At 37.2% G+C, this 19,863-nt stretch carries 14 protein-coding genes; 1 reads left to right on the forward strand and 13 read right to left on the reverse strand.

Going from position 1 to position 19,863, the window contains the following annotated elements; genetic code table 11:
* Nucleotides 1-49 precede the first annotated feature (49 nt).
* The 6 genes from FCN74_RS08830 to FCN74_RS08855 all read right to left on the reverse strand — a co-directional run bounded on the left by FCN74_RS08830 (nt 50) and on the right by FCN74_RS08855 (nt 7,947).
* The gene (locus FCN74_RS08830) at nt 50-1,858 is read right to left on the reverse strand and encodes an acyl-CoA dehydrogenase family protein (protein ID WP_138932228.1); all 1,809 of its coding nucleotides are present in this window, start codon (nt 1,856-1,858) and stop codon (nt 50-52) included.
* Nucleotides 1,859-1,930: 72 nt separating this feature from the next.
* Nucleotides 1,931-2,290: a four helix bundle protein gene (locus FCN74_RS08835; protein ID WP_138932229.1), complete on the reverse strand. Its 360-nt coding sequence runs from the start codon at nt 2,288-2,290 to the stop codon at nt 1,931-1,933.
* 59 nt (nt 2,291-2,349) lie between these two features.
* Nucleotides 2,350-3,537, reverse strand: a complete 1,188-nt coding sequence (locus FCN74_RS08840; protein ID WP_138932230.1) for an acetyl-CoA C-acyltransferase — start codon at nt 3,535-3,537, stop codon at nt 2,350-2,352.
* Nucleotides 3,538-3,564: 27 nt separating this feature from the next.
* Entirely contained in the window at nt 3,565-5,970 is a 2,406-nt protein-coding gene (locus tag FCN74_RS08845; protein ID WP_138932231.1) for a 3-hydroxyacyl-CoA dehydrogenase/enoyl-CoA hydratase family protein, read from the reverse strand.
* 12 nt (nt 5,971-5,982) lie between these two features.
* Nucleotides 5,983-6,438 (reverse strand): MarR family winged helix-turn-helix transcriptional regulator, encoded by a 456-nt coding sequence (locus FCN74_RS08850; RefSeq protein ID WP_138932232.1) that lies wholly within the window; start codon nt 6,436-6,438, stop codon nt 5,983-5,985.
* Between the two features lie 474 nt (nt 6,439-6,912).
* On the reverse strand, nt 6,913-7,947 hold the full coding sequence (locus FCN74_RS08855; protein WP_138932412.1) for a putative type IX sorting system protein PorV2: 1,035 nt from the start codon (nt 7,945-7,947) through the stop codon (nt 6,913-6,915).
* A 143-nt stretch (nt 7,948-8,090) separates the two neighbouring features.
* On the opposite strand from FCN74_RS08855, the gene FCN74_RS08860 reads away from it, so the two are divergent.
* Nucleotides 8,091-8,828: a CDP-alcohol phosphatidyltransferase family protein gene (locus tag FCN74_RS08860; protein ID WP_138932233.1), complete on the forward strand. Its 738-nt coding sequence runs from the start codon at nt 8,091-8,093 to the stop codon at nt 8,826-8,828.
* Between the two features lie 28 nt (nt 8,829-8,856).
* On the opposite strand, the gene FCN74_RS08865 is transcribed toward FCN74_RS08860, so the two are convergent.
* From FCN74_RS08865 to FCN74_RS08895, 7 genes are all read right to left on the reverse strand, one after another.
* Nucleotides 8,857-9,669, reverse strand: a complete 813-nt coding sequence (locus FCN74_RS08865; RefSeq protein ID WP_138932234.1) for a mechanosensitive ion channel family protein — start codon at nt 9,667-9,669, stop codon at nt 8,857-8,859.
* A 101-nt stretch (nt 9,670-9,770) separates the two neighbouring features.
* On the reverse strand, nt 9,771-12,056 hold the full coding sequence (bglX, locus tag FCN74_RS08870) for a beta-glucosidase BglX (protein ID WP_138932235.1): 2,286 nt from the start codon (nt 12,054-12,056) through the stop codon (nt 9,771-9,773).
* Between the two features lie 133 nt (nt 12,057-12,189).
* The gene (locus FCN74_RS08875; RefSeq protein ID WP_171047149.1) at nt 12,190-13,509 is read right to left on the reverse strand and encodes a T9SS type A sorting domain-containing protein; all 1,320 of its coding nucleotides are present in this window, start codon (nt 13,507-13,509) and stop codon (nt 12,190-12,192) included.
* A 137-nt stretch (nt 13,510-13,646) separates the two neighbouring features.
* Nucleotides 13,647-14,564: a glycoside hydrolase family 17 protein gene (locus FCN74_RS08880; RefSeq protein ID WP_138932237.1), complete on the reverse strand. Its 918-nt coding sequence runs from the start codon at nt 14,562-14,564 to the stop codon at nt 13,647-13,649.
* Between the two features lie 8 nt (nt 14,565-14,572).
* On the reverse strand, nt 14,573-17,059 hold the full coding sequence (locus tag FCN74_RS08885) for an MFS transporter (protein WP_138932238.1): 2,487 nt from the start codon (nt 17,057-17,059) through the stop codon (nt 14,573-14,575).
* A gap of 4 nt (nt 17,060-17,063) precedes the next feature.
* Nucleotides 17,064-18,548 carry a glycoside hydrolase family 30 protein gene (locus tag FCN74_RS08890; protein WP_138932239.1) on the reverse strand — a complete coding sequence of 495 codons (1,485 nt, stop codon included), beginning with the start codon at nt 18,546-18,548 and terminating at the stop codon, nt 17,064-17,066.
* Between the two features lie 24 nt (nt 18,549-18,572).
* Nucleotides 18,573-19,862 carry a glycosyl hydrolase family 17 protein gene (locus tag FCN74_RS08895; protein ID WP_138932240.1) on the reverse strand — a complete coding sequence of 430 codons (1,290 nt, stop codon included), beginning with the start codon at nt 19,860-19,862 and terminating at the stop codon, nt 18,573-18,575.
* Between the last annotated feature and the right edge of the window lies 1 nt (nt 19,863).

Consider the following 19,863-nt stretch of genomic DNA (forward strand, 5'->3'; position numbering starts at 1 on the left):
AAACCTGTAACAACTCAGTTACAGGTTTTATATGCTATAAGATTAATACTTAAAGCTTATAAGTATTATCTTGAATCACTCGCTCGGCTATAGTTTTACGTATTTGTAAAACATTTGGATAATTGTAATATTTAGTAAAACGTTTTAAGCCCATAAGCATCATTTTCTGTTCGTCACCTTCGGCAAATGAGATGATAGCTTCTTTGGCTTTTTCATTTACTTTTTCGACAGCATGGTACAATTTAAGTTTGGCCATCGCTATTTGAACTTTTTGAGACTCTTCGCCTTTCAGGTTAGCATTTTTCTTAGCTCTCAAAATAGCAGATTCAGCCATGTAGACTTCAATTAAAATATCGGCGGAAGCTAAAAGTAATTGCTGATGTTCTTCTAGTTCTGTGCCATATTTCTGAGCTGCTGCTCCAGATACCATTAAAAATACTTTCTTCAATTTTTTAATCATGTCTAATTCCTCTGACAGTAACTCAGAAAAGTCTGGCGTATCAAATGATGGGATACCAGTCAATTCATCTTTAACCGCTTGAGCAGGTCCCATGAAATCTACGTGGCCTTTCATTGCTTTCTTAACCAACATTCCAACGGACAACATACGGTTGATCTCATTGGTTCCTTCATAAATTCTAGAGATTCTTGCATCTCTCCAGGCAGATTCCATAGGCGTATCGGCTGAAAAGCCCATACCACCATAAATTTGGATACCTTCATCAGTGCAATTTTGAATGTCTTCGGAAACTGCAACCTTTAAAATTGAGCATTCAATCGCAAATTCTTCAACACCTTTGAGTTCTGCCTCTTGGTGAGAATTTCCACTTTCTTTTCTCATGTTGATACGATCTTCAATATTTTTTGCAGCTCGGTAGGACGCCGCTTCACCAGCATAAGCTGCTGTAGCCATTTCAGCAATTTTTTGTTGTATGGCACCAAACTGAGAAATCGGCGTATTAAACTGCACACGATCGTTTGCGTATTTAACAGCAGAATCAATTACTCGTCGTTGCGCATCCAAGCAAGCTGCAGCAAGCTTGATCCTTCCAACGTTGAGGGCATTCATGGCAATCTTAAAACCACCATTACGCTCGCCCAGCAAGTTTTCTACCGGCACTTTTGTTTCGTTAAAAAAGACTTGTCGTGTTGAAGATGAATGGATACCAAGTTTCTTCTCTTCATCGCCCAAAGATATTCCGTTTTCCAGGTCTTTTTCAACAATAAATCCGGTGATGTTTTTATCATCTTCTATTCTCGCAAATACGATAAATAGGTCACAAAAACCGGCATTAGAAATCCACATTTTTTGTCCGGAAATCTTATAGTGTTTCCCATCCTCTGAAAGTACAGCCTTGGTTTTACCTGAATTGGCATCGGAGCCCGCGCCAGGCTCAGTCAAACAATAAGCTCCAAACCATTCTCCGGTAGCGAGTTTAGGGACATACTTCTTTTTTTGATCTTCAGTTCCGTAAAGTAATATCGGTAAAGTTCCAATACCAGTATGAGCACCAAAAGCTGTTGCAATAGAACCTGTAGCTCCGGAAATGTAATCGCAAACCAACATGGTCGAAACAAAGTCCATTCCAAGTCCGTCGTATTCTTCAGGAACGGCTACGCCTAAAAATCCTAACTCACCGGCTTTTCGCATGATTTCTTCGGTCAGATCATAATTTTTCTTCTCAAATTCTTCTTTTTTAGGCCAAATTTCTCGATCGACAAATTCTTTGACGCTATCTCGCATCATTTGTTGTTCTTCAGTAAAATCTTCTGGGGTAAAAATCTCTTCTGCCTTAGTTTCCTTGACGATAAATTGACCGCCACGGATCATATCTTGTTGTTTTTCTGTTGTTTCCATATTATGTGTTTTGTATTGTTATTATCAATTGTTTTTAAAGATATAAGACATTAGAAATAAGAGATTAGACTCTTATAAAGCATCTATAAAACCTAATATCATTCTTTGAAATTCTGTGTTTTTATCATGTAATTCTTTATATAATTGGTTAGAAATATATTTTGCATGGTGTGCTGCGATAAGTTGAGTTCCTAACTCATAAGATGAACCAAGGGATATATCCAAATAGTTAAGAAATGCTTTATCAGTTCTAGCAGAGCCCTCTGCAATATTTGATGGCATCGAAACAGCTGAACCTGTTAGTTGTGACGTTAATCGGAAATCTTCCTTTTTAGGAAAACTAGAAGTGATATCATAAATATCTTTCATGATTTCTGTTCCTAATTTCCAAATTTTCAAGTTACGATGATTATGCCTTTTTCGTTTTACCATAACTTAATAATTATACTTCAAATCTTTATCTTATCTCTTGATTCTTATTTCTAATTTCTCTAGAACACTTCATAAATACCAGCTGCACCTTGTCCTGTCCCAACACACATCGTTACCATGGCATGTTTACTTTTGAGGTTTCGCTTTTTCATTTCATCAAAAACCTGCACTGAAAGTTTTGCACCTGTACAGCCTAAAGGATGTCCGAGTGCAATGGCTCCTCCATTAACATTTAAAATGTCTGGATTAATTTCTAATTCCCGGCTTACAGCCAGAGATTGTGAAGCAAATGCTTCATTAAGTTCAATGAGTTCAATATCGGTGAGTTTCAGCCCAGCTTGATCTAATGCTTTTGGAATCGCTTTGATCGGACCTATACCCATAATACGGGGTTCAACACCTGCCGCAGCGTAACTTACTAATTTAGCCACAGGTTCGAGGTTGAGTTCTTTGACCATATCCTCACTCATGACCATTACAAACGCGGCACCATCACTCATTTGTGAAGAATTTCCTGCCGTGACGCTTCCGCCTTCTGCAAACACCGGTCGGAGTTTATTCAAGACCTCTTCAGAAGTATCTGCTCTTGGTCCTTGATCTTGGTCTACGGTGTAGGTTTTTGTTTGTTTTTTATTGGAGTGATCTACAAAGATCTCTTCGACTTCAATAGGCACGATTTGGTCCTTAAAGCGACCTTCATTTTGTGCTTTTATGGCTTTTTGATGAGATTGATAAGCGAATGCATTCTGATCTTCTTTGCTTACCTTGTACTTCTCTGCCACAGCCTCTGCTGTCAAACCCATGCCCCAATAGTAACTCTCGTGACCCTCATGTGCAGTTTTGTAATTGGGTACTGGTTTATAGCCGCCCATGGGAATGTAACTCATACTTTCTGAGCCACCTGCAATAATACAATCGGCCATTCCAACTTGAATCTTTGCAGAAGCGATTGCGATGGTTTCAAGTCCAGATGCACAATACCTGTTTACGGTGACACCTGGTACCTCTTCAGTATTCAATCCCATTAATGAAACCAGACGTCCCATATTCAAACCTTGCTCAGCTTCTGGCATGGCGTTTCCTACAATCACATCATCTATTCGAGACTTATCGAATTCTGGTAATTGTTTCATCATATAATTGATGGTTTCAGCCGCAAGATCATCGGGGCGTTTGAATCTAAAGACACCTCTAGGCGCCTTTCCAACTGCGGTTCTATATGCTTTTACTATATATGCCTCTTTCATAATTTTAAGTTTTTACATTCAAAAGTTTTAGTTTCTTAGTGGTTTGCCATTTTTGATCATGTGCTGTAAGCGCTCTAAGGTTTTGCGTTCTCCACAAAGCGATAGAAATGCTTCACGCTCTAGATCTAAAAGGTACTGTTCAGAAACGTAATTTGCTTCTGAAAGGTCACCTCCTGACATCACATAAGCGAGCTTATTGGCAATTTTTTGATCGTGCTCGCTGATGTATCGCCCGGCTTTCATTTGATCGGTGCCAACTAGGAAAGCACCAAGGGCCTGACGACCCAACACCTTTATATCATTGGTTTTTACAGGTTGTGAATACCCATTGTCGGCCATTAATTTAGCGTGCTGTTTAGCAACAGCAAGTTGTCTGTCACGACTGACCACAACAATGTCTTTACCTTGTTCTAATATATTGAGATCATAAGCTTCATGCGCCGATTTTGCCACCTTTGCCATGCCTATGGTCAGGAAATTTTCCCGGAGGCGATTTAATTCGACATCGTCTTTTTGGTAGGTCATGGCAGCACGACGTGTCATTTCTTTAGATCCACCACCACCAGGAATAACACCTACTCCAAATTCAACTAGACCGATGTAGGTTTCTGCATGGGCAACGACCTTGTCTGCGTGCATTGATAATTCACAGCCGCCACCTAATGCCATTTGATGTGGTGCCGCTACAGTAGGTATTGAGGAATAACGCATTCTCATCATGGTGTCCTGAAAGTATTTTATTGCACCGTTGAGCTCTTCATATTCCTGTTCTACTGCAAACATAAAGATCATACCGATGTTTGCACCTACTGAAAAATTTTGGCCTGTGTTTGAAACAACGACACCATCAAATTCCTTTTCAGCAATATCCATAGCCGTGTTGATTCCGTTGAGAACATCTCCGCCGATGGAATTCATCTTACTTCGAAATTCAATATTTAAAATTCCATCTCCAAGATCAGTCGCGACCAAATCTTTGTTGCTCCAAACTTCCTGACTTTCACGAATATTATCTAAAATGATAAACGCATCTTGACCAGGAATCTTGGTGTGTTTATTTTGATCGATATCGTAGAAATAGGTTGCTCCATTTTTAACGGAATAAAAACTTTTAGTTTGGCTATCGGCTAATTCTGAAATCCAGTCGGACAATTCAAAGCCTTCATCTTTCATGAGCTCTATACCTTTTTCTAGCCCAATCGCATCCCATATTTCAAAAGGCCCGTGTTGCCAGCCAAAACCAGCTTTCATGGCGTCATCAATTTTGTAAATGGAATCAGTGAGTTCTGGGATTCTATGTTGTACGTAAGCAAATAATGCAGCAAAGTTTTTTCTGTAAAACTCTCCTGCTTTATCATCGCCATCAACTAGCACGGGAAAGCGTTTTGCAACCTCATCAATAGATTTTGTTTTATCTAAAGTTGAGAATTTTGCACGTTGTTTTTCACGATATTCTAGTGTATTTAAATCTAGAGATTTGATTTCACTAGAACCATCTTTATGTTTGATCTTTTTATAAAACCCTTGTCCTGTTTTACTGCCGTACCATTTATTGTCCATCATGGTTTCGATAAAATTCGGGAGTTTGAACAATTCATGCCGTTCATCATCGGGCACATTTTCGTAGAGGCCATTGGCTACGTGAACCAGTGTATCTAAACCAACTACATCAACTGTTCTAAAGGTCGCAGACTTTGGTCGACCAATGACCGGACCGGTAAGTTTATCGACCTCTTCTATAGTCATATCCATGTCCTTGACCATGTGGAATAAACTCATAATGCTAAAAATCCCAACACGATTACCAATAAATGCAGGTGTGTCTTTGGCTATAACAGTTGTTTTGCCTAAAAACTTTTCGCCGTAATCGTTCAAGAACTCTAAAACTTCTTCAGAAGTGTCCGGGCCAGGTATGATTTCTAAAAGCTTTAGATAACGTGGTGGGTTAAAGAAGTGCGTCCCGCAAAAATGCTTCTTAAAATCCTCACTCCTATCTTTGGTCATAAACTTGATTGGAATACCTGATGTATTTGATGAGATTATAGTTCCAGGTGTTCGATGCTTCTCTAGATTTTCAAAAACCTGTTGCTTAATGTCCAAACGTTCAACCACGACTTCTATAATCCAATCCACATCCTTGACTTTGGCGATATCATCTTCAAGGTTGCCAGTGGTTATTCGCGAAGCAAAATCTGGATGATAAATTGGAGAAGGGTTTGATTTTAAGGAGTTCTGCAGAGCATCGTTGACAATTCGGTTTCTAACCGACTTGTCTTCTAAGCTTTTATCTTGTTTTTTCTCATTGTCATTCAGCTCGCGAGGAACAATGTCAAGCAAAAGCACCTCAACGCCAATATTGGCAAAATGGCATGCAATCCCGCTTCCCATAATTCCTGAGCCTACAACAGCTACTTTATTTATACGTCGTTTCATATCGTTTATAATTTATGTCGAAATCGTTTTAGTTTGGTTAAAAATTTTTCGATTTGATATCATGTCAATAATCGTATTGGCTACTTCGATGAAAGTTTTAAGGTCATTTTCACTTATGTTTTCCCTTACTTTTTGGTCAAAAGTTAAAACCACTTCCTTTGAATATTCACGCATTTTAACACCAAAGTCTGTAAGACAAATCAAAATACTTCGTCCGTCTTCCGGGTTTGGTTTTCTTTCAATCAAGTCCTTTTCTTCCATGGTTTTAAGGGTTCTTGACAATGAGGTTGCTTCCATACCCATTTTTGGGCCGAGAGAAGTTGATGGTGTTCCATGCTCCGGATCGATGTTGAGCAAAACAAAACCAGTCGCCATGGTCGAGCCTTTTTTACCTGCTTCTTCATTGTACATTTTTGCTACTGCAATCCATGCAGCCCTCAATACATAATCTATGGTCTTATCTCTCATCGTAAAAAAAGTATGTTCAAATGTAATAAAAATTTACTATGCACGCATAACAAATTTGTGAATTTATTATTAAGATTCTGAACCGCAACGAATGCACTAAGGTTTAATTGGATGAATTGTTTTTCTAAAGCAACGAATGTATTAATTTTGATTTTAAATAACCTGTGTTTTGAATGTTACGAATGCACTAATGCTTATTTAAGTTTAGTTGTTTTTTGTAAACATTAAGAAGTTAAGAGAATTAAGGTTTTTTTAATGCTACGAATGCACTAATGTTTTATTGAGTGAAGTTGGGATAATAACGAGGGTTTTGTTGGCTTAGGGATAGAAGCGGCATCCTTTTTGACTAAAGTTTTTAGTAGAACAGCCCTGCCAATGCTTTTTGAAAAGCACTGGCAGGGCTTGTGATACTTAACTGTAGGCGAAAAGATATAGCGGATAGCCCGTTAAAAGCCCCAAAAAATATTAGGAGATTTAAGGTCTAAACATTTGCCAATCGAGTTTGATAGAAAACACGTTGGAATAGAGACCGACGCTTTGGTCGCCGATATCGGTAAAGGCGTAGTCAATTTGGATGCCTTTATACTTAAATCCCACCCCAAAATTAGGCTGAAACCCGATATCTTCTGAGCCGTCGAGTTGTCTGACATTTTGAAAATTTCCTACACCACCGCGAAGATAAACCATATCAGTATAATCTGCTTCAAAACCAAATGCTGGAGTTGCACTGACATTAGAGGTAGAAAAAATATCATTGGTTTGGGCAAACCTTAAGTCCATATTTAATGCAGCTTTGAGTCCAAAATCTCTATTGATTTCAAACTGTCGAGCCATACCCATCTGTAATTTTGGGAGTGTAATTTCGGTGTCTTCCGGCAGCTCCTGATTTTGACCTTCAACGGCATTTTGAATGGTGGCGAATATTTCTTCGTCGATTGTCCAGGTGTTGTACGTTGTGGTAATATCTCTGGCCATAAAGCCAAATTCCCATTGTTTTGACGAAAATTGAACACCCACATCAAAACCAAACCCCCATGCGGATGCAAAATCTCCAATATTTCGTCTGATGACTTTTGCATTAACACCATAGCTTAAACCTTGAATAGGAAGGTTTCTAGCATAAGACACTGTAAAGGCGTAATCTGCCGTGGAAAATAGGCTGATACGATCAAAATCGATATTACCTTGTTCGTCAATTAGCTGTGTGGTATTTAATATATCATCGACACCAAAACGTATAATGCTGAAACCGATAGCGCTTTTCTGGTCTAAAGGTTTTGCTCCAGCGATATAGTCGTAGTTGGCAATATTAGCAAAGTAGCTAGCGTGCATAGCAGAGAACTGCCAGTCGTCAAGATGAACCAAACCGGCAGGATTCCAATATACTGAATTGACATCTTTTGAACTTGCTGTAACAGCATTAGACATTCCGAAGGCAGCAGCGTCTACACCTATATTTAAAAATTCGTTAGAATATTTACGGGTTTGACTTTGAAGTGCCAATGACATTAATAAAATTAAACCGACTACGCCTCTCAAGTGATACAATTTTTTGACAAATATCTTTAATTATATGGTATATAAAACTTATTTTGGTCATTCATATTGCATTGAGTCGAAAATTATGTGCTAAAATTAACAAAATCAAAACCTTGAAAGCTTTTATCCCAAACCTCATAACGTTGCTCAATTTACTAATGGGCTGTATAGGTATCTATTTTGCCATGGAAAGCGAGTTAATTTTGGCTGCCTATTGTTCTGGATTGGGCATTTTCTTAGACTTTTTTGATGGATTAGCCGCAAGGCTTTTAAAGGTAAGTAGTGAACTCGGTAAACAGCTTGATTCCCTTGCTGATTTGGTTACAAGTGGTGTTGTTCCCGCTTTGGTTATTTTTCAATTATTATCAAAAGATTTAGTGGGATTGGGTTCATTTCAATTTTCTATTGAAAGTAAGAGCCTTTGGTATGCTTTTATCGCTTTTGCTATTACTCTAGGTTCTGCTTACAGATTAGCAAAATTTAATATAGACGAAAATCAAACAGACAAGTTTATAGGCTTGCCAACACCTGCAAACGCTATTTTAATTTTGAGCTTACCATTTATTTTAAAATACGAAAATATTGATTGGCTAAACCGGTTGATTTTAAATGATATATTTCTCATTAGCCTAAGTTTGATGAGTGTTGTTTTGCTCAATATGAAAGTTGAATTGTTTTCATTGAAGTTGAAGTCCTTCATATATAAAGAAAATAAAGTTGTATTTTTATTCTTAGTGGTTTCTACTGTCATGCTTGTATGGCTTCAATTTATTGCTGTTCCTCTTATAATTTTATTTTATATTCTAGTTTCTATATTAAATAAAAAAAATACGGCTAAGACAATATCTTAGCCGTATTTTAATGTATGCTAAATAAAAACTAATTGTTTTGTTTGTGTAAGTGGACATCCATTTGAGGGAATGGAATATTTAGCCCTTCTTTCGCAAATTCGTTATATACATTCTCGTTCATATCAAAATATACAGGCCATAAATCGGCTGCTTTTGACCAAGTTCTTACAACAATATTTACAGAGCTATCCCCTAATGAATGTACAGCGATGAATGGCTCAGGGTCTTTGAGTATTCTATCATCGGCGTCAATAAGTTTCTGTATAACTTCTTTAGCTTTTGCAACATCATCGCCGTAGCCAATACCAAAAGTCCATTGGTTTCTTCTGTCGTCTTGTTGAGAAAGATTGGTCATGTCTGAGTTAGCTAAAGCACCGTTTGGAATATAAACCACTTTTTTGTCGAAGGTATGAAGAATGGTGTAAAATATTTGGATCTCCTGAACCGTTCCCAGGTAGCCTTTTGCGTCAATGACATCTCCAACTCTAAAGGGACGGAGTAATAGGAGTACAACACCTCCTGCAAAGTTTTGCAGCGTTCCTTGTAAAGAGAGACCAATTGCAAGACCAGCTGCACCAAGAATTGCTACAAACGAAGTTGCTTCAACCCCGACCATCCCGATTACGCTTACAAACAGCAGGATCTTAAGTGCAACTGCAAAAATGGTAGATAAAAAAGGTACAAGACTTGCGTCAACGCCTCTTTTTTCCATATTTTTTCTAACAGCTTTTACAATGATTTTAATAAGCCAGAGCCCTACGATAAGGGTTACAATTGCACCAAGAACTTTTGGCGCATAAGCGACTAATAAGTCGATAATTTGATCTAAATAGTTTTCCATAATACAATATTTTTAACAAATTTATAGATATTTTTTTTAAATTATAAATTTTAGTTTTTATTTTTTCAAAATTAATTTAAGGAATTAAAAAATGTCTTTAATCACTTAAAATAAAAAGACTTAGATGTATTCTGTATTGCACTGCTCCCTACAAACACCTTGAACTCACCTGGCTCAGCTTCCCATTTTTTACTGATGGTATAAAAAGCTATAGTGCTTTCACTTATTTCAAATTCAACAGTTTTGGTTTCGCCGGGTTTGAGGTGTATTTTTTTAAAGTCTTTCAATTCTATGACAGGTCTTGTAATACTCCCCACCAAATCTCTGATATAGAGTTGAACGATTTCATGACCAACCCTCTGACCAGTGTTTTTAACATCGATTTGGACGTTAATAAATTCTCCCTTGCTGAAGCTATCTTTATCCAACTGAATATCCCCATATTCGAAGGTTGTGTAGCTTAGGCCATGACCGAAAGCGAATACCGGGTCATTTGGGACGTCATTATGTTGGCTGTGAATAATATCATAAGGATTGACATCTGGACGACCTGTATTTTTATGGCTATAAAAAAAAGGCTCTTGTCCTGTTCTTTGAGGAAAAGATACGGGCAATTTTCCAGAAGGATTATAATTTCCGAGTAGTACATCTGCTATGGCATAACCTGCTTGAGAACCGAGATGCCATGCTTCTACAATAGCTGGTATATTCTGGGCAGACCAACTGATGTCCATAGGACGACCATTCATTAGCACCATAATTGTATTAGGGTTGGCATCATAAACCGCTTTTATAAGCTGCTCTTGAAGTCCTGGAAAGGAGATATCCGTTCTACTTCTGCCTTCACCACTTTGGAATGCATTTTCACCGACAGCAAGAATAACAAGCTCCTGACTTTTGGCTAATTGTACTGCGTTTTTGATTTTTGAATCATCTGTGGTGTTAATTTTGAGTGGTGTGGCAAAATTTTCTCCTGAAATGACATAATCAACCCCTTCATGGTATTTTAAATCTATAGTTGAAGGTAATTTTTCCTTTAAACCTTCATACAATGAGATGGCAGAATTATCCTTTGCTCTTGCTCTCCAGTTTCCTAAAGGTGAATTTTTATCGTCTGCTAAAGGGCCAATTAGAGCTATGGACTTTACATCTTTTGAAATTGGTAGAACTTTATCTTTATTTTTAAGCAAAACTATAGATTTTAAAGCTGCTTCATAGGCTAAATCTAAATGTGCTTTGGTGTAAATGCTGGTTTTTTCTCTTTCTTCATTACAGTATTTATAAGGGTTATCAAACAGACCAAGCTTGTATTTTAAAGTAAGGATACGGCTTACAGCGTCATCAATGCGGCTTTCGTCAACTTCTCCATCTTTGACGAGTTGAACCAAATGTTTTGCATAGGCAGAACTTTCCATACCCATATCATTACCAGCATTTGCCGCGATTTTGGCCGCCTCTGCATCATCTTTAGCGATACCGTGAATACTTAACTCTTCAACTGAACCCCAATCGGAAACAATCATCCCGTTATAGTCCCACTTTTCCTTTAATACTTCAGTTTGTAATCTATAACTCGCCGTAGCTGGAATACCATCCATATCACTAAATGAGTTCATAAATGAGGCAATACCTGCATCGGCTAAAGCTTTAAAAGGTGGCAAAACCACGTTGTGTAATTCGTGTTCACCAATGCTAACAGTATTATACTCTTTACCACTTTTAACATAGCCATAGCCCGCAAAATGTTTGGCACAAGCAGCTATTGTATTAACATCAGATAAACTCTCACCTTGGTAACCTCGCATTTTAGCTAGACCGACCACAGTGTTAAGATAAGTGTCCTCACCAGCACTTTCCATGATTCGACCCCATCTAGCGTCTCTTGAGATATCAACCATAGGAGCAAATGTCCAATTAATTCCTGCAGCTGCCGCTTCTTTGGCAGAAACTTGTGCCGTACGTTCCATGAGGTCAAGATCCCAGCTTGCTGCTTCGGCTAGTGGCAGTGGAAACATAGTTTTATAACCATGTATTACATCATAACCAAAAATCATAGGAATTTTGAGTCTTGAGTTTTCTATGGCTAATTTTTGAGCTTCTCTAACCTTCTCAACTGAAGTGACGTTGAGCATACTGCCAACTAAGCCTTTTTTAATTTGTTGTTTTTTGAGTTTGTTATTGTCTGATTCGGGCCCGGTTATGTCCCATCCTCCACTGTATTGTACCATTTGCCCTACTTTTTCTTCAAGGGTCATCAAGCTCAATAAAGAATCTACTTGAGGTCGATAGCTTTGGCCTTTATCAGTTGACTTGTCAGTATCTTTCGATTTTGTACAGGATAGAGTTAAAAACAGTGATAATATAAATGTGATTGGTAAGTATTTCATGATATGGATTTGTTAAAAGTGTAAATACCAAATATATTACAAAACTATCAGAAATAGTCTAGTTTTTAAGTGCACAAAAAAAAGCTTGTACCAAAATTGATACAAGCTTTATACTTTACACACCCCTTAAAATTTATTTTTTAATAAGTTTCAAAGTTTTGACTTGGTTATTACCACCAGAAACCTTTGCAAAATAAATACCACTAGATAGGTCAGAAGCATTGATTTGCGTGTATTGATCGTTTACAGCAAAACTTTTGACTAAACGACCCAGAGTGTTGAAAATTTCAACAGTTTTGATATTTTCATTCTGTGAAGTTATTGTCCAACTATCAGATGTGGGGTTTGGATAAGTTGAAAAATTATTTGATGTGAAATCTTCTGTCCCTATAGTTGTGTTGTCGTGGAAATATAAATTATCAATATAGAATGGACCTGTAATGGAACCATCTGCCCCAGCAACTTGAACAATGACTTGTTGTATTTCATCCCTTGGATTACCTGAATTGGCATCGAAATCCGCAAATGGGATATCATTTTCATGCCAGGTGTTCGGTGCTAATGCCGTCACATCAAAATTTTCCTGAATATTAGTTCCGTCTGAATATTGAGCAATAACAATTAAAATTGTTCCTGGAGCACTCGGATTTCCTTCAAAATAGAAATCGATATGCATGTTGGTCATTGCTGATAGATCCAAGAATTGTGGTGTTACTCCAAAATATTGATACTGTAAACCAGAACCAGTAACTGGGGTAGTAACTTGTTGGATACCGTTACCAGATAAATCAATTTCTGTAACTACTGCCCCACCAAAAGTTTGAAAACCATCAGTTGGTGCTTGTGTATAAGCATCACTGTACACTGATAATACAGAAGATGGATCTCTAGCTGGTGGTGTCGTTGGAGGACCCGATGGAGGATTAACACATGGTGGACAAATTGAACCACCACAGTCTACACCTGTTTCATCTCCATCCTGAACACCATTGTTACAAGTTGTAGTAACTTCAATAACTGATACGTCATCAATAAAAACAAATCCTGTTTCTGCTCCCATGTCAAATAACACTCGATCATCTACATTATCACCATAATTTACTGTAAATTGAAAAGTAAATGTTTGAGGTGTTGACGTTAAAGTAGGTTGCTCGGTAAGAGATGTAAAATCCCCTCCATTTTGCCCTAAACCAGCTATAATTGTTCTAGTTCCAGTGTTAGTATCAGTAAAAGCATCGAAATTTAATTCATAAGTTAAGCCATCCTGCAAATCTATTACTTGGCTTAGATTAACATCAAATGGAGCACCCGCTGATGTTACATTAGCCTGATTAAGGTTATTTGAACCTTGTGTTACGATGTTAAAAGCATTTCCAAACCAAGCACCTGTTGTTGCAGATTCAAAATCACCATTTGTTACAAGTTCTTGACTATAGCCAATAAGGCTAGCCACGAAAAACAAAATTAATAGCGTAATTTTTTTCATAATATAATAAATTTTAAATTTAATTTGGTTACAAATATAGCAAAACTAAAACGTTGTAGTGTTAAAATTACCTATACATTATCTTTACATGTAGTGTTTAAGTGTTAATATTTAAGCTTTTCATGCTTATCCCATAAACCCCAATAAGCTCCGACATCTCCTTCATCTCCAATCTTCCATGACTCATCAAAGGATGAAAAATAGAAACACTCTACATTAGCTTTTTCACACCACAACTGTGTATTAATAAAATATTTTAAAAAGTTTTCATCTGAAGGTTGTGCTGCCCCAAGACTTTCGCCTTGACTTGGCCAACCCGTTTCGGTAATAATGACTTTTTTGCCTTGTGCAGCAGACAATGTCTGACCGTACATTTGTTGCATGTGAGCTAAAGAATAATCGATGTGACAGCTTTCCCAAAATGGGTAACAATTGGTTAGTATGACATCGCAAAGTTCTGTTAAATCAGGATGTACGCTGAACTCATAATAGGCATCAACATAGCTTACCGGAATATCTTTAGGAATAGCTTGTCGAACTTCTTTGATATGCTCTTTCAGTTCTTCTAAAAGAATATCATTTCTATATAAGACTTCATTACCAACTGCAGCGATATCGACTAAACCTTTATTGGCCATATCGATAAGCGCATCAATTTCCTGACGGTTTTTTTCTCTGTCGTCACCAATCCATGCTCCAACAAGGGTTTTTATACCCAATGCTTTGGCGGCCTTAGGAACAAACTCATTGCCTTCAATACAGGAAAATGATCTTATCCATTTGATGTGAGGCTTAAGAATTTTCATTCGGCGCATCACCTGTTCTTCAGTGATATGATCTCCTGGTTCTTGGCCATCTTCATACATACTGAAACCGAGTCCGTGGATACCATTTTTAAGTATTTTATGAAAGAGCTCGACAAGCTCTTTTTTAGTTAAGCCTTTTGAGTAATTATGTTCATCTAAGGAGGCTAAAAATTTTTTATACTCTTTTGTGAGTTGTTGTTCTTTTCTGTAAGACATATTTTATTTTAATTGTATTTTAAATTTTCATTTTTATCCCATATTCCCCATCGATCTCCTACGTCACCCTCATGGTGAACTTTCCAGGACTCATCGAAAGATGAAAAGTAAAATAGGTCAATATCTTCAGCTTTTGCCCATTGATTGACATTGACAAAGTATCTGATCGCATTTAGTAAAGAAGGCTGAGCCTCTTCAGTATTTGAGCCCAGATTAGGCCAGCCCGTTTCTGCAATCATGACGGGTTTGCCTTGTGCATTTTCTTTAACTATATGATACATTTGACGTAAATAGGAGGTTGCAATATCAATGTGAGCACCTTCCCAAAAAGGATAACAATTCATAAGTATAACATCACAAGTTTCTATTAATTTAGGATGTTCATTAAAAATATAGTATGCCTCAACACAAGCGACAGGGATATCAGGCAACGCGCTTTTTACTTCCTTGATATAGCTTAAAAGGCCAGCTTCGGTAAGCTCATTACGTAATAAAACTTCATTACCAACAACAGCAATATCTACCAAACCTGCTTTACCAAGTTTGATCAAGGCATCTATTTCTTTTTGATTTTGTTCTGTATCTTGACTAATCCAAGCACCCACTGCTGTTTTTAAGTTGTTTTGTTTGGCTATTTTTGGAGTGAGTTCATTACCATTTGTGCAGGAGAAAGATCTTATCCACTTTGTGTAGGGCTTAATAACTTTGATGCGTCTTTTAATCTGTTGTTCAGAAAGCTCATCATCGACATCCTGTCCATCGACATAAGGACTAAAACAAAAGCCATGCACGCCTTTATCTAAAGTTTTAGAAAATTCTTTTCTAGCTTCATCTATTGTTTTTGAGGAAAAATCGGTATCATATTTATTATCAGATTTTAAATCATCAGATAATAAAGACTGAAGTTTTCTAGTTTGATAAAAAGAATTTGGTTTACCGGGCTTAGCTTTCCTAAGCTTTAAGGCCTTACCTATTCCCTTAACTCGATTTTCGTCGAGGTTGTATTTCCACATCACGATAAAGGCTAAGGCTGCGGTAGAAGCAGGAACAACAATATCTGCTATCCTTAAATTAGTCATAGTTTCAATAGATTGGTCTGTAATGTTTTGGTCGAAACCTACTATCTTTAATATTACACCACTCAGAATGATTGCTAAGGCCTGACCTACTTTGACCATCCACCAATAAATAGCACCAAAAGTTCCTTCTTTTCTGGGCATTCCGTTTTCTAGCTCATCTAAGTCACATACATCAGCCGTCATACTCATCATTAATGTAAATAAGCCTCCCATCCCAAAAGCAAACAATGGGATAGGTATAAACATTAGCCATGGGACACCATTTTCAACTTCTATGCTAAACCAGGTCATCCCAACACTATCCAGAAAAGGATTTATAGCATCAAAAATTGTCGCTAGACCATTGGTTAAACTCATTCCTAATTCAGTTTGATTGAATTGTTCGTTAAGTTCAGCATCAAAACCCCACCACTTAAGGATATAACCAACAATTGAAATAAAGGTAGAGACTAAAAAGGCATTGCGTTTTCCTATTTTGGTTGCCATTTTGGAAATGATAGGAATTACGATAAAAGCAGTAATTACAGCATTTAAGGTATTAAACCAAGCTGGCCAAGTTCCTGCCAGGGCCCAGCTACCTTCGTAAATATAAAACACAATAATAAACACTGAAAATGCTGCAACCAATTGAAATCCATTGAAAACTAGGAATGTTGCTCCACATAGTTTCATGAAGGGTTTATTTTTAGAAACCTGAACTATACCTTTGAAGAGTTTTTTGAGATTAGAAGCTAAAGTTTTAAAATTGATTTCTTCTCTGTTTTCCATATGAGAATCATCAATTCCTTTACAAAATAATGCTGGAAGAATTCCAAACCCAATGCAAACTCCACCGACAATAATTGCCATTGTTCTAACCCCTTGTGCGGGATTATCGAAAGTATAAGGATCTGGAATAATGACATATAACCACGGTACGATCATCCATGCAATTTGCCCCATGGAGTTGGCTAAACTCATCAAGCGAGTTCTCTCGTTGTAATCTGGTGTCATTTCATAACCCAAACCTACCAGTGGTGTTGCAAACATGGTATTACCAACAAGAAAAAGAATTTGCAATATCATGACATACCAAAAGTTAAATGTCATAGAGGCATTTTCATCTAATTGCCACATTAAAATAAACAGAATTCCACTGATGACGGCACCACTGAAGATATAAGGTCTTCGTCTTCCCCATCTCGATTTGGTATTATCAGAAATGAAGCCCATCACAGGATCTGTTAGGGCATCAAATATTCGTGGTAAACCACCTAGCAACCCAGCCCATACTGGATCCATTCCAAATGCAGTTAAAATAAATACTTGCAAATAGACACCTAAGACTCCAGGTAATAGATTGAGAACAAAATGTCCAGCACCAAATGCTGCCTTTTGTCCTACGGGAACTTTATGTGTAGATGGTGTTTTTGACATAACTTTATAGAATTATGGTTTGTAATGCTTGAGGACTGATAGATATTGTTTTAGAAACATTGTTATGTTTTAGATCAAAAACTTTAGTCTCTTTATTTGGATTAAAAACAATAACCGCTATGGAACCGTCCGGGTTTTGCGCTGCAGTAACTTGCAAATCTTTGTCTGAAGATTGGTGATGTATGCGTTTTGCATCAGGCCTAACATATTTACTAAAATGTGCCATAACATAATACAAAGGAGTGAAATATACCTCATCTTGATCTGGGTCTACAATTACTGGTGCTACACACCAGTTTTCAAACCAATTTGGCCCACCTTTTCGGTCTAAAACCATATTCCAGTCAACCCATCCATCTACCCAATTGTTCATCGTACCGATGATGTCTCTCGCATATCTGTAAGCTGGACTATACTTTGGGTGAAGATGCTTATTTTCTTCTTTGGCCCAAGTATACCCCCAATCTGTAGCTTCTTTTCTCCAATACCAATCATCATCTTTCCATACTGGGACTTGAGCATCTATACAGCCTTCCGTTTCTATGAGGTACTTCTCAGGAGCTTTATCATGAGCATATTCTAACTCATCTTCATAAATTTTAAAAGTACTATCGTACCAATGCACTGCCGTGCCATCAAAATACTTTTTAGAGATATCGTCTCTATACATTTCATCGACCCATTCTTTTAAGTGTGATCTGTTTTGATCATAACCTAGTATGACTAAATCTCCTTTACCATCTTTTTCAAGTTGAGGTCCTAAGTGATTGACAACAAAATCTGTCATTTGTTTAGGTGTATAATGCATACTTTCCCAGTTATTTCCGTTTCCTAAAGGTTCATTTTCAACGGTGAAACCCCAAATATCGATACCTTTATCTTTGTAAGCATCTACATATTTTGAGAAGAATAGCGCCCAAGTCTCATAATATTTTGGATCAAGTTCTCCTCCAACCCAATCCTCGTTGGTTTTCATCCACGGTGGAGCTGTCCATGGTGAAGCAAATATTTTGAAACCATCTTTTGATGCTTTCATGGCATCTTTGATAAAAGGTATTAAGTCGGCAGTATCTTCAGCTACACTAAAATTTTCTAGCCTCATATCATCTTTAACAGGTGCATAAGAGTATTGGTCTAATGAAAAATCGCAAGAATTCATATGCGTTCTCGTTAAAGAATATCTTGCCCCATCGGGTCCAAAATAGGCATTAATAATTTTATCACGATTTGCTTTACTCAATCGATTGAGTAGATAAGCTGAAGATTCTGTAAAAGCGCCACCAAATCCTGTATATGTTTGGTAGGTTTTACTAGTATCTATTGAAATACTTGATGTAGGATTGGCTTGTTTAAATTCTTTAATTTCGGTCAATTTATTTCCACTTCTCGAAGTTTCTATGACTTGAGCCGAAAGTTGTTTTTCTTCTTTTGAACACGAATTCATTACAATTGCGATAATTAATAATTGGATTAAAATTAAATTTTTCATGACTCGGTCTTTTAATTCATGGTTTCAATGATTCGGTGTAATCTCTTTTTTCACATCGGGCATACTGACATCAAGCAAAAGGTCTTCTCTTTGACCGCCGTAAGTTTTCTTAATGGTATTTTTGCCACGTTTTAGGTTCTTAAACAATCCCTGGTCAACTTCATCCCAAAGTACGTATTTGGCTTTTCCATCAACGGTAAACAATCCAAAATGGTTTTCTGAATCTAATGGATTATGAGCAGCTTTCCACGGTTCATCAAAAGCTTCAAAATAGAAACATGCAACCTTGTTCTTTTTAGACCATGCTCTAATTTTATTGTAATACAGGGCCTGCTTATATTCGTCTGTAGCTTTTGAGCCCTTTTCACCGTAAAGATGGTTTGACAAACTTGCCCAACCTGTTTCCCCAATATGAATGGGTTTTTTAACCCCTAAGCTTTGCATATAATTAGCAACACTGTCGTATTGAGAAACGGCGTAACTCAAGGCTCTATTCATCACCTTGTCAAGAATTTCTAAGTTTTTTAGTTTTTTTTCTTTTGGCAAAACTCCCCAAAATGTAGGATTGTAATGGGTATCGTGCATCGGGTAGGTATGTATAGATAAATAGTCTACAGCCCTTAAGAGCTCGTTAAGTTCTGGGGTGTGATATTCTGGACTTCCTCCACCCCAAGAGGCAAAATTGTCTGAACTCGTTATCCATAAGTTCTTATCCAGTTGACCTTCTTTTTTTAAGTTTTGTAAGTATTTTACCCATTTCAGGATAATATGTGGCTCTACATAGTATAGCGCTGCCCATTTTACCATGGCTTCATTTCCTACCGCAATCACTTTGACAATATCTGGATACATATTAGCAAGTTCTACAGCCCTATTAATTTCTTCTTTATTATTAACACTTCCAACATTGTGGTTTAAAGGCTTATCTGTCCAGGCGTTTTTGCAATCTATCCAAGCACCTAGCATTACGTACATTTCAAACTCTGGATTTTCGGACTTGAGCTCTTTGATAGCTTTTAAAACGTTAGCGGCATGTGGCAAGCGTACATTATAAGTCCTTAAAATTTTGATACCAATTGCGTCAAGTATTTTTAAGTCTTGCTTTAATTGTGCAATTGTGGGTTGTTTATCTCTAGTATTTTGGCGATAACCACCATAAGAAATAGCGAGATAGTCAGGGTTACTTAAAATTGCTTTTGCGGTTAGGTCTTTACTTTTTTGATTCTGCATAGGCTTTTGATCTTCACTTTTATTTTTACAAGACACGAGAAGTATCAGGCAAATCAATATTGGTATTTGAAGTAGAGATTTAATT

Origin of the sequence: Mesohalobacter halotolerans, assembly GCF_006120725.1 — a bacterium.
Classification (GTDB): Bacteria; Bacteroidota; Bacteroidia; order Flavobacteriales; family Flavobacteriaceae; genus Psychroflexus; species Psychroflexus halotolerans.

What these genes read in the sequence shown, in the direction of transcription:
- FCN74_RS08830 (WP_138932228.1), bottom strand. Translation starts at nt 1,858, where the DNA reads ATGGAAACAACAGAAAAACAACAAGATATGATCCGTGGCGGTCAATTT.
- FCN74_RS08835 (WP_138932229.1), bottom strand. Translation starts at nt 2,290, where the DNA reads ATGGTAAAACGAAAAAGGCATAATCATCGTAACTTGAAAATTTGGAAA.
- FCN74_RS08840 (WP_138932230.1), bottom strand. Translation starts at nt 3,537, where the DNA reads ATGAAAGAGGCATATATAGTAAAAGCATATAGAACCGCAGTTGGAAAG.
- FCN74_RS08845 (WP_138932231.1), bottom strand. Translation starts at nt 5,970, where the DNA reads ATGAAACGACGTATAAATAAAGTAGCTGTTGTAGGCTCAGGAATTATG.
- FCN74_RS08850 (WP_138932232.1), bottom strand. Translation starts at nt 6,438, where the DNA reads ATGAGAGATAAGACCATAGATTATGTATTGAGGGCTGCATGGATTGCA.
- FCN74_RS08855 (WP_138932412.1), bottom strand. Translation starts at nt 7,947, where the DNA reads ATGTCATTGGCACTTCAAAGTCAAACCCGTAAATATTCTAACGAATTT.
- FCN74_RS08865 (WP_138932234.1), bottom strand. Translation starts at nt 9,669, where the DNA reads ATGGAAAACTATTTAGATCAAATTATCGACTTATTAGTCGCTTATGCG.
- bglX (WP_138932235.1), bottom strand. Translation starts at nt 12,056, where the DNA reads ATGAAATACTTACCAATCACATTTATATTATCACTGTTTTTAACTCTA.
- FCN74_RS08880 (WP_138932237.1), bottom strand. Translation starts at nt 14,564, where the DNA reads ATGTCTTACAGAAAAGAACAACAACTCACAAAAGAGTATAAAAAATTT.
- FCN74_RS08885 (WP_138932238.1), bottom strand. Translation starts at nt 17,059, where the DNA reads ATGTCAAAAACACCATCTACACATAAAGTTCCCGTAGGACAAAAGGCA.
- FCN74_RS08890 (WP_138932239.1), bottom strand. Translation starts at nt 18,548, where the DNA reads ATGAAAAATTTAATTTTAATCCAATTATTAATTATCGCAATTGTAATG.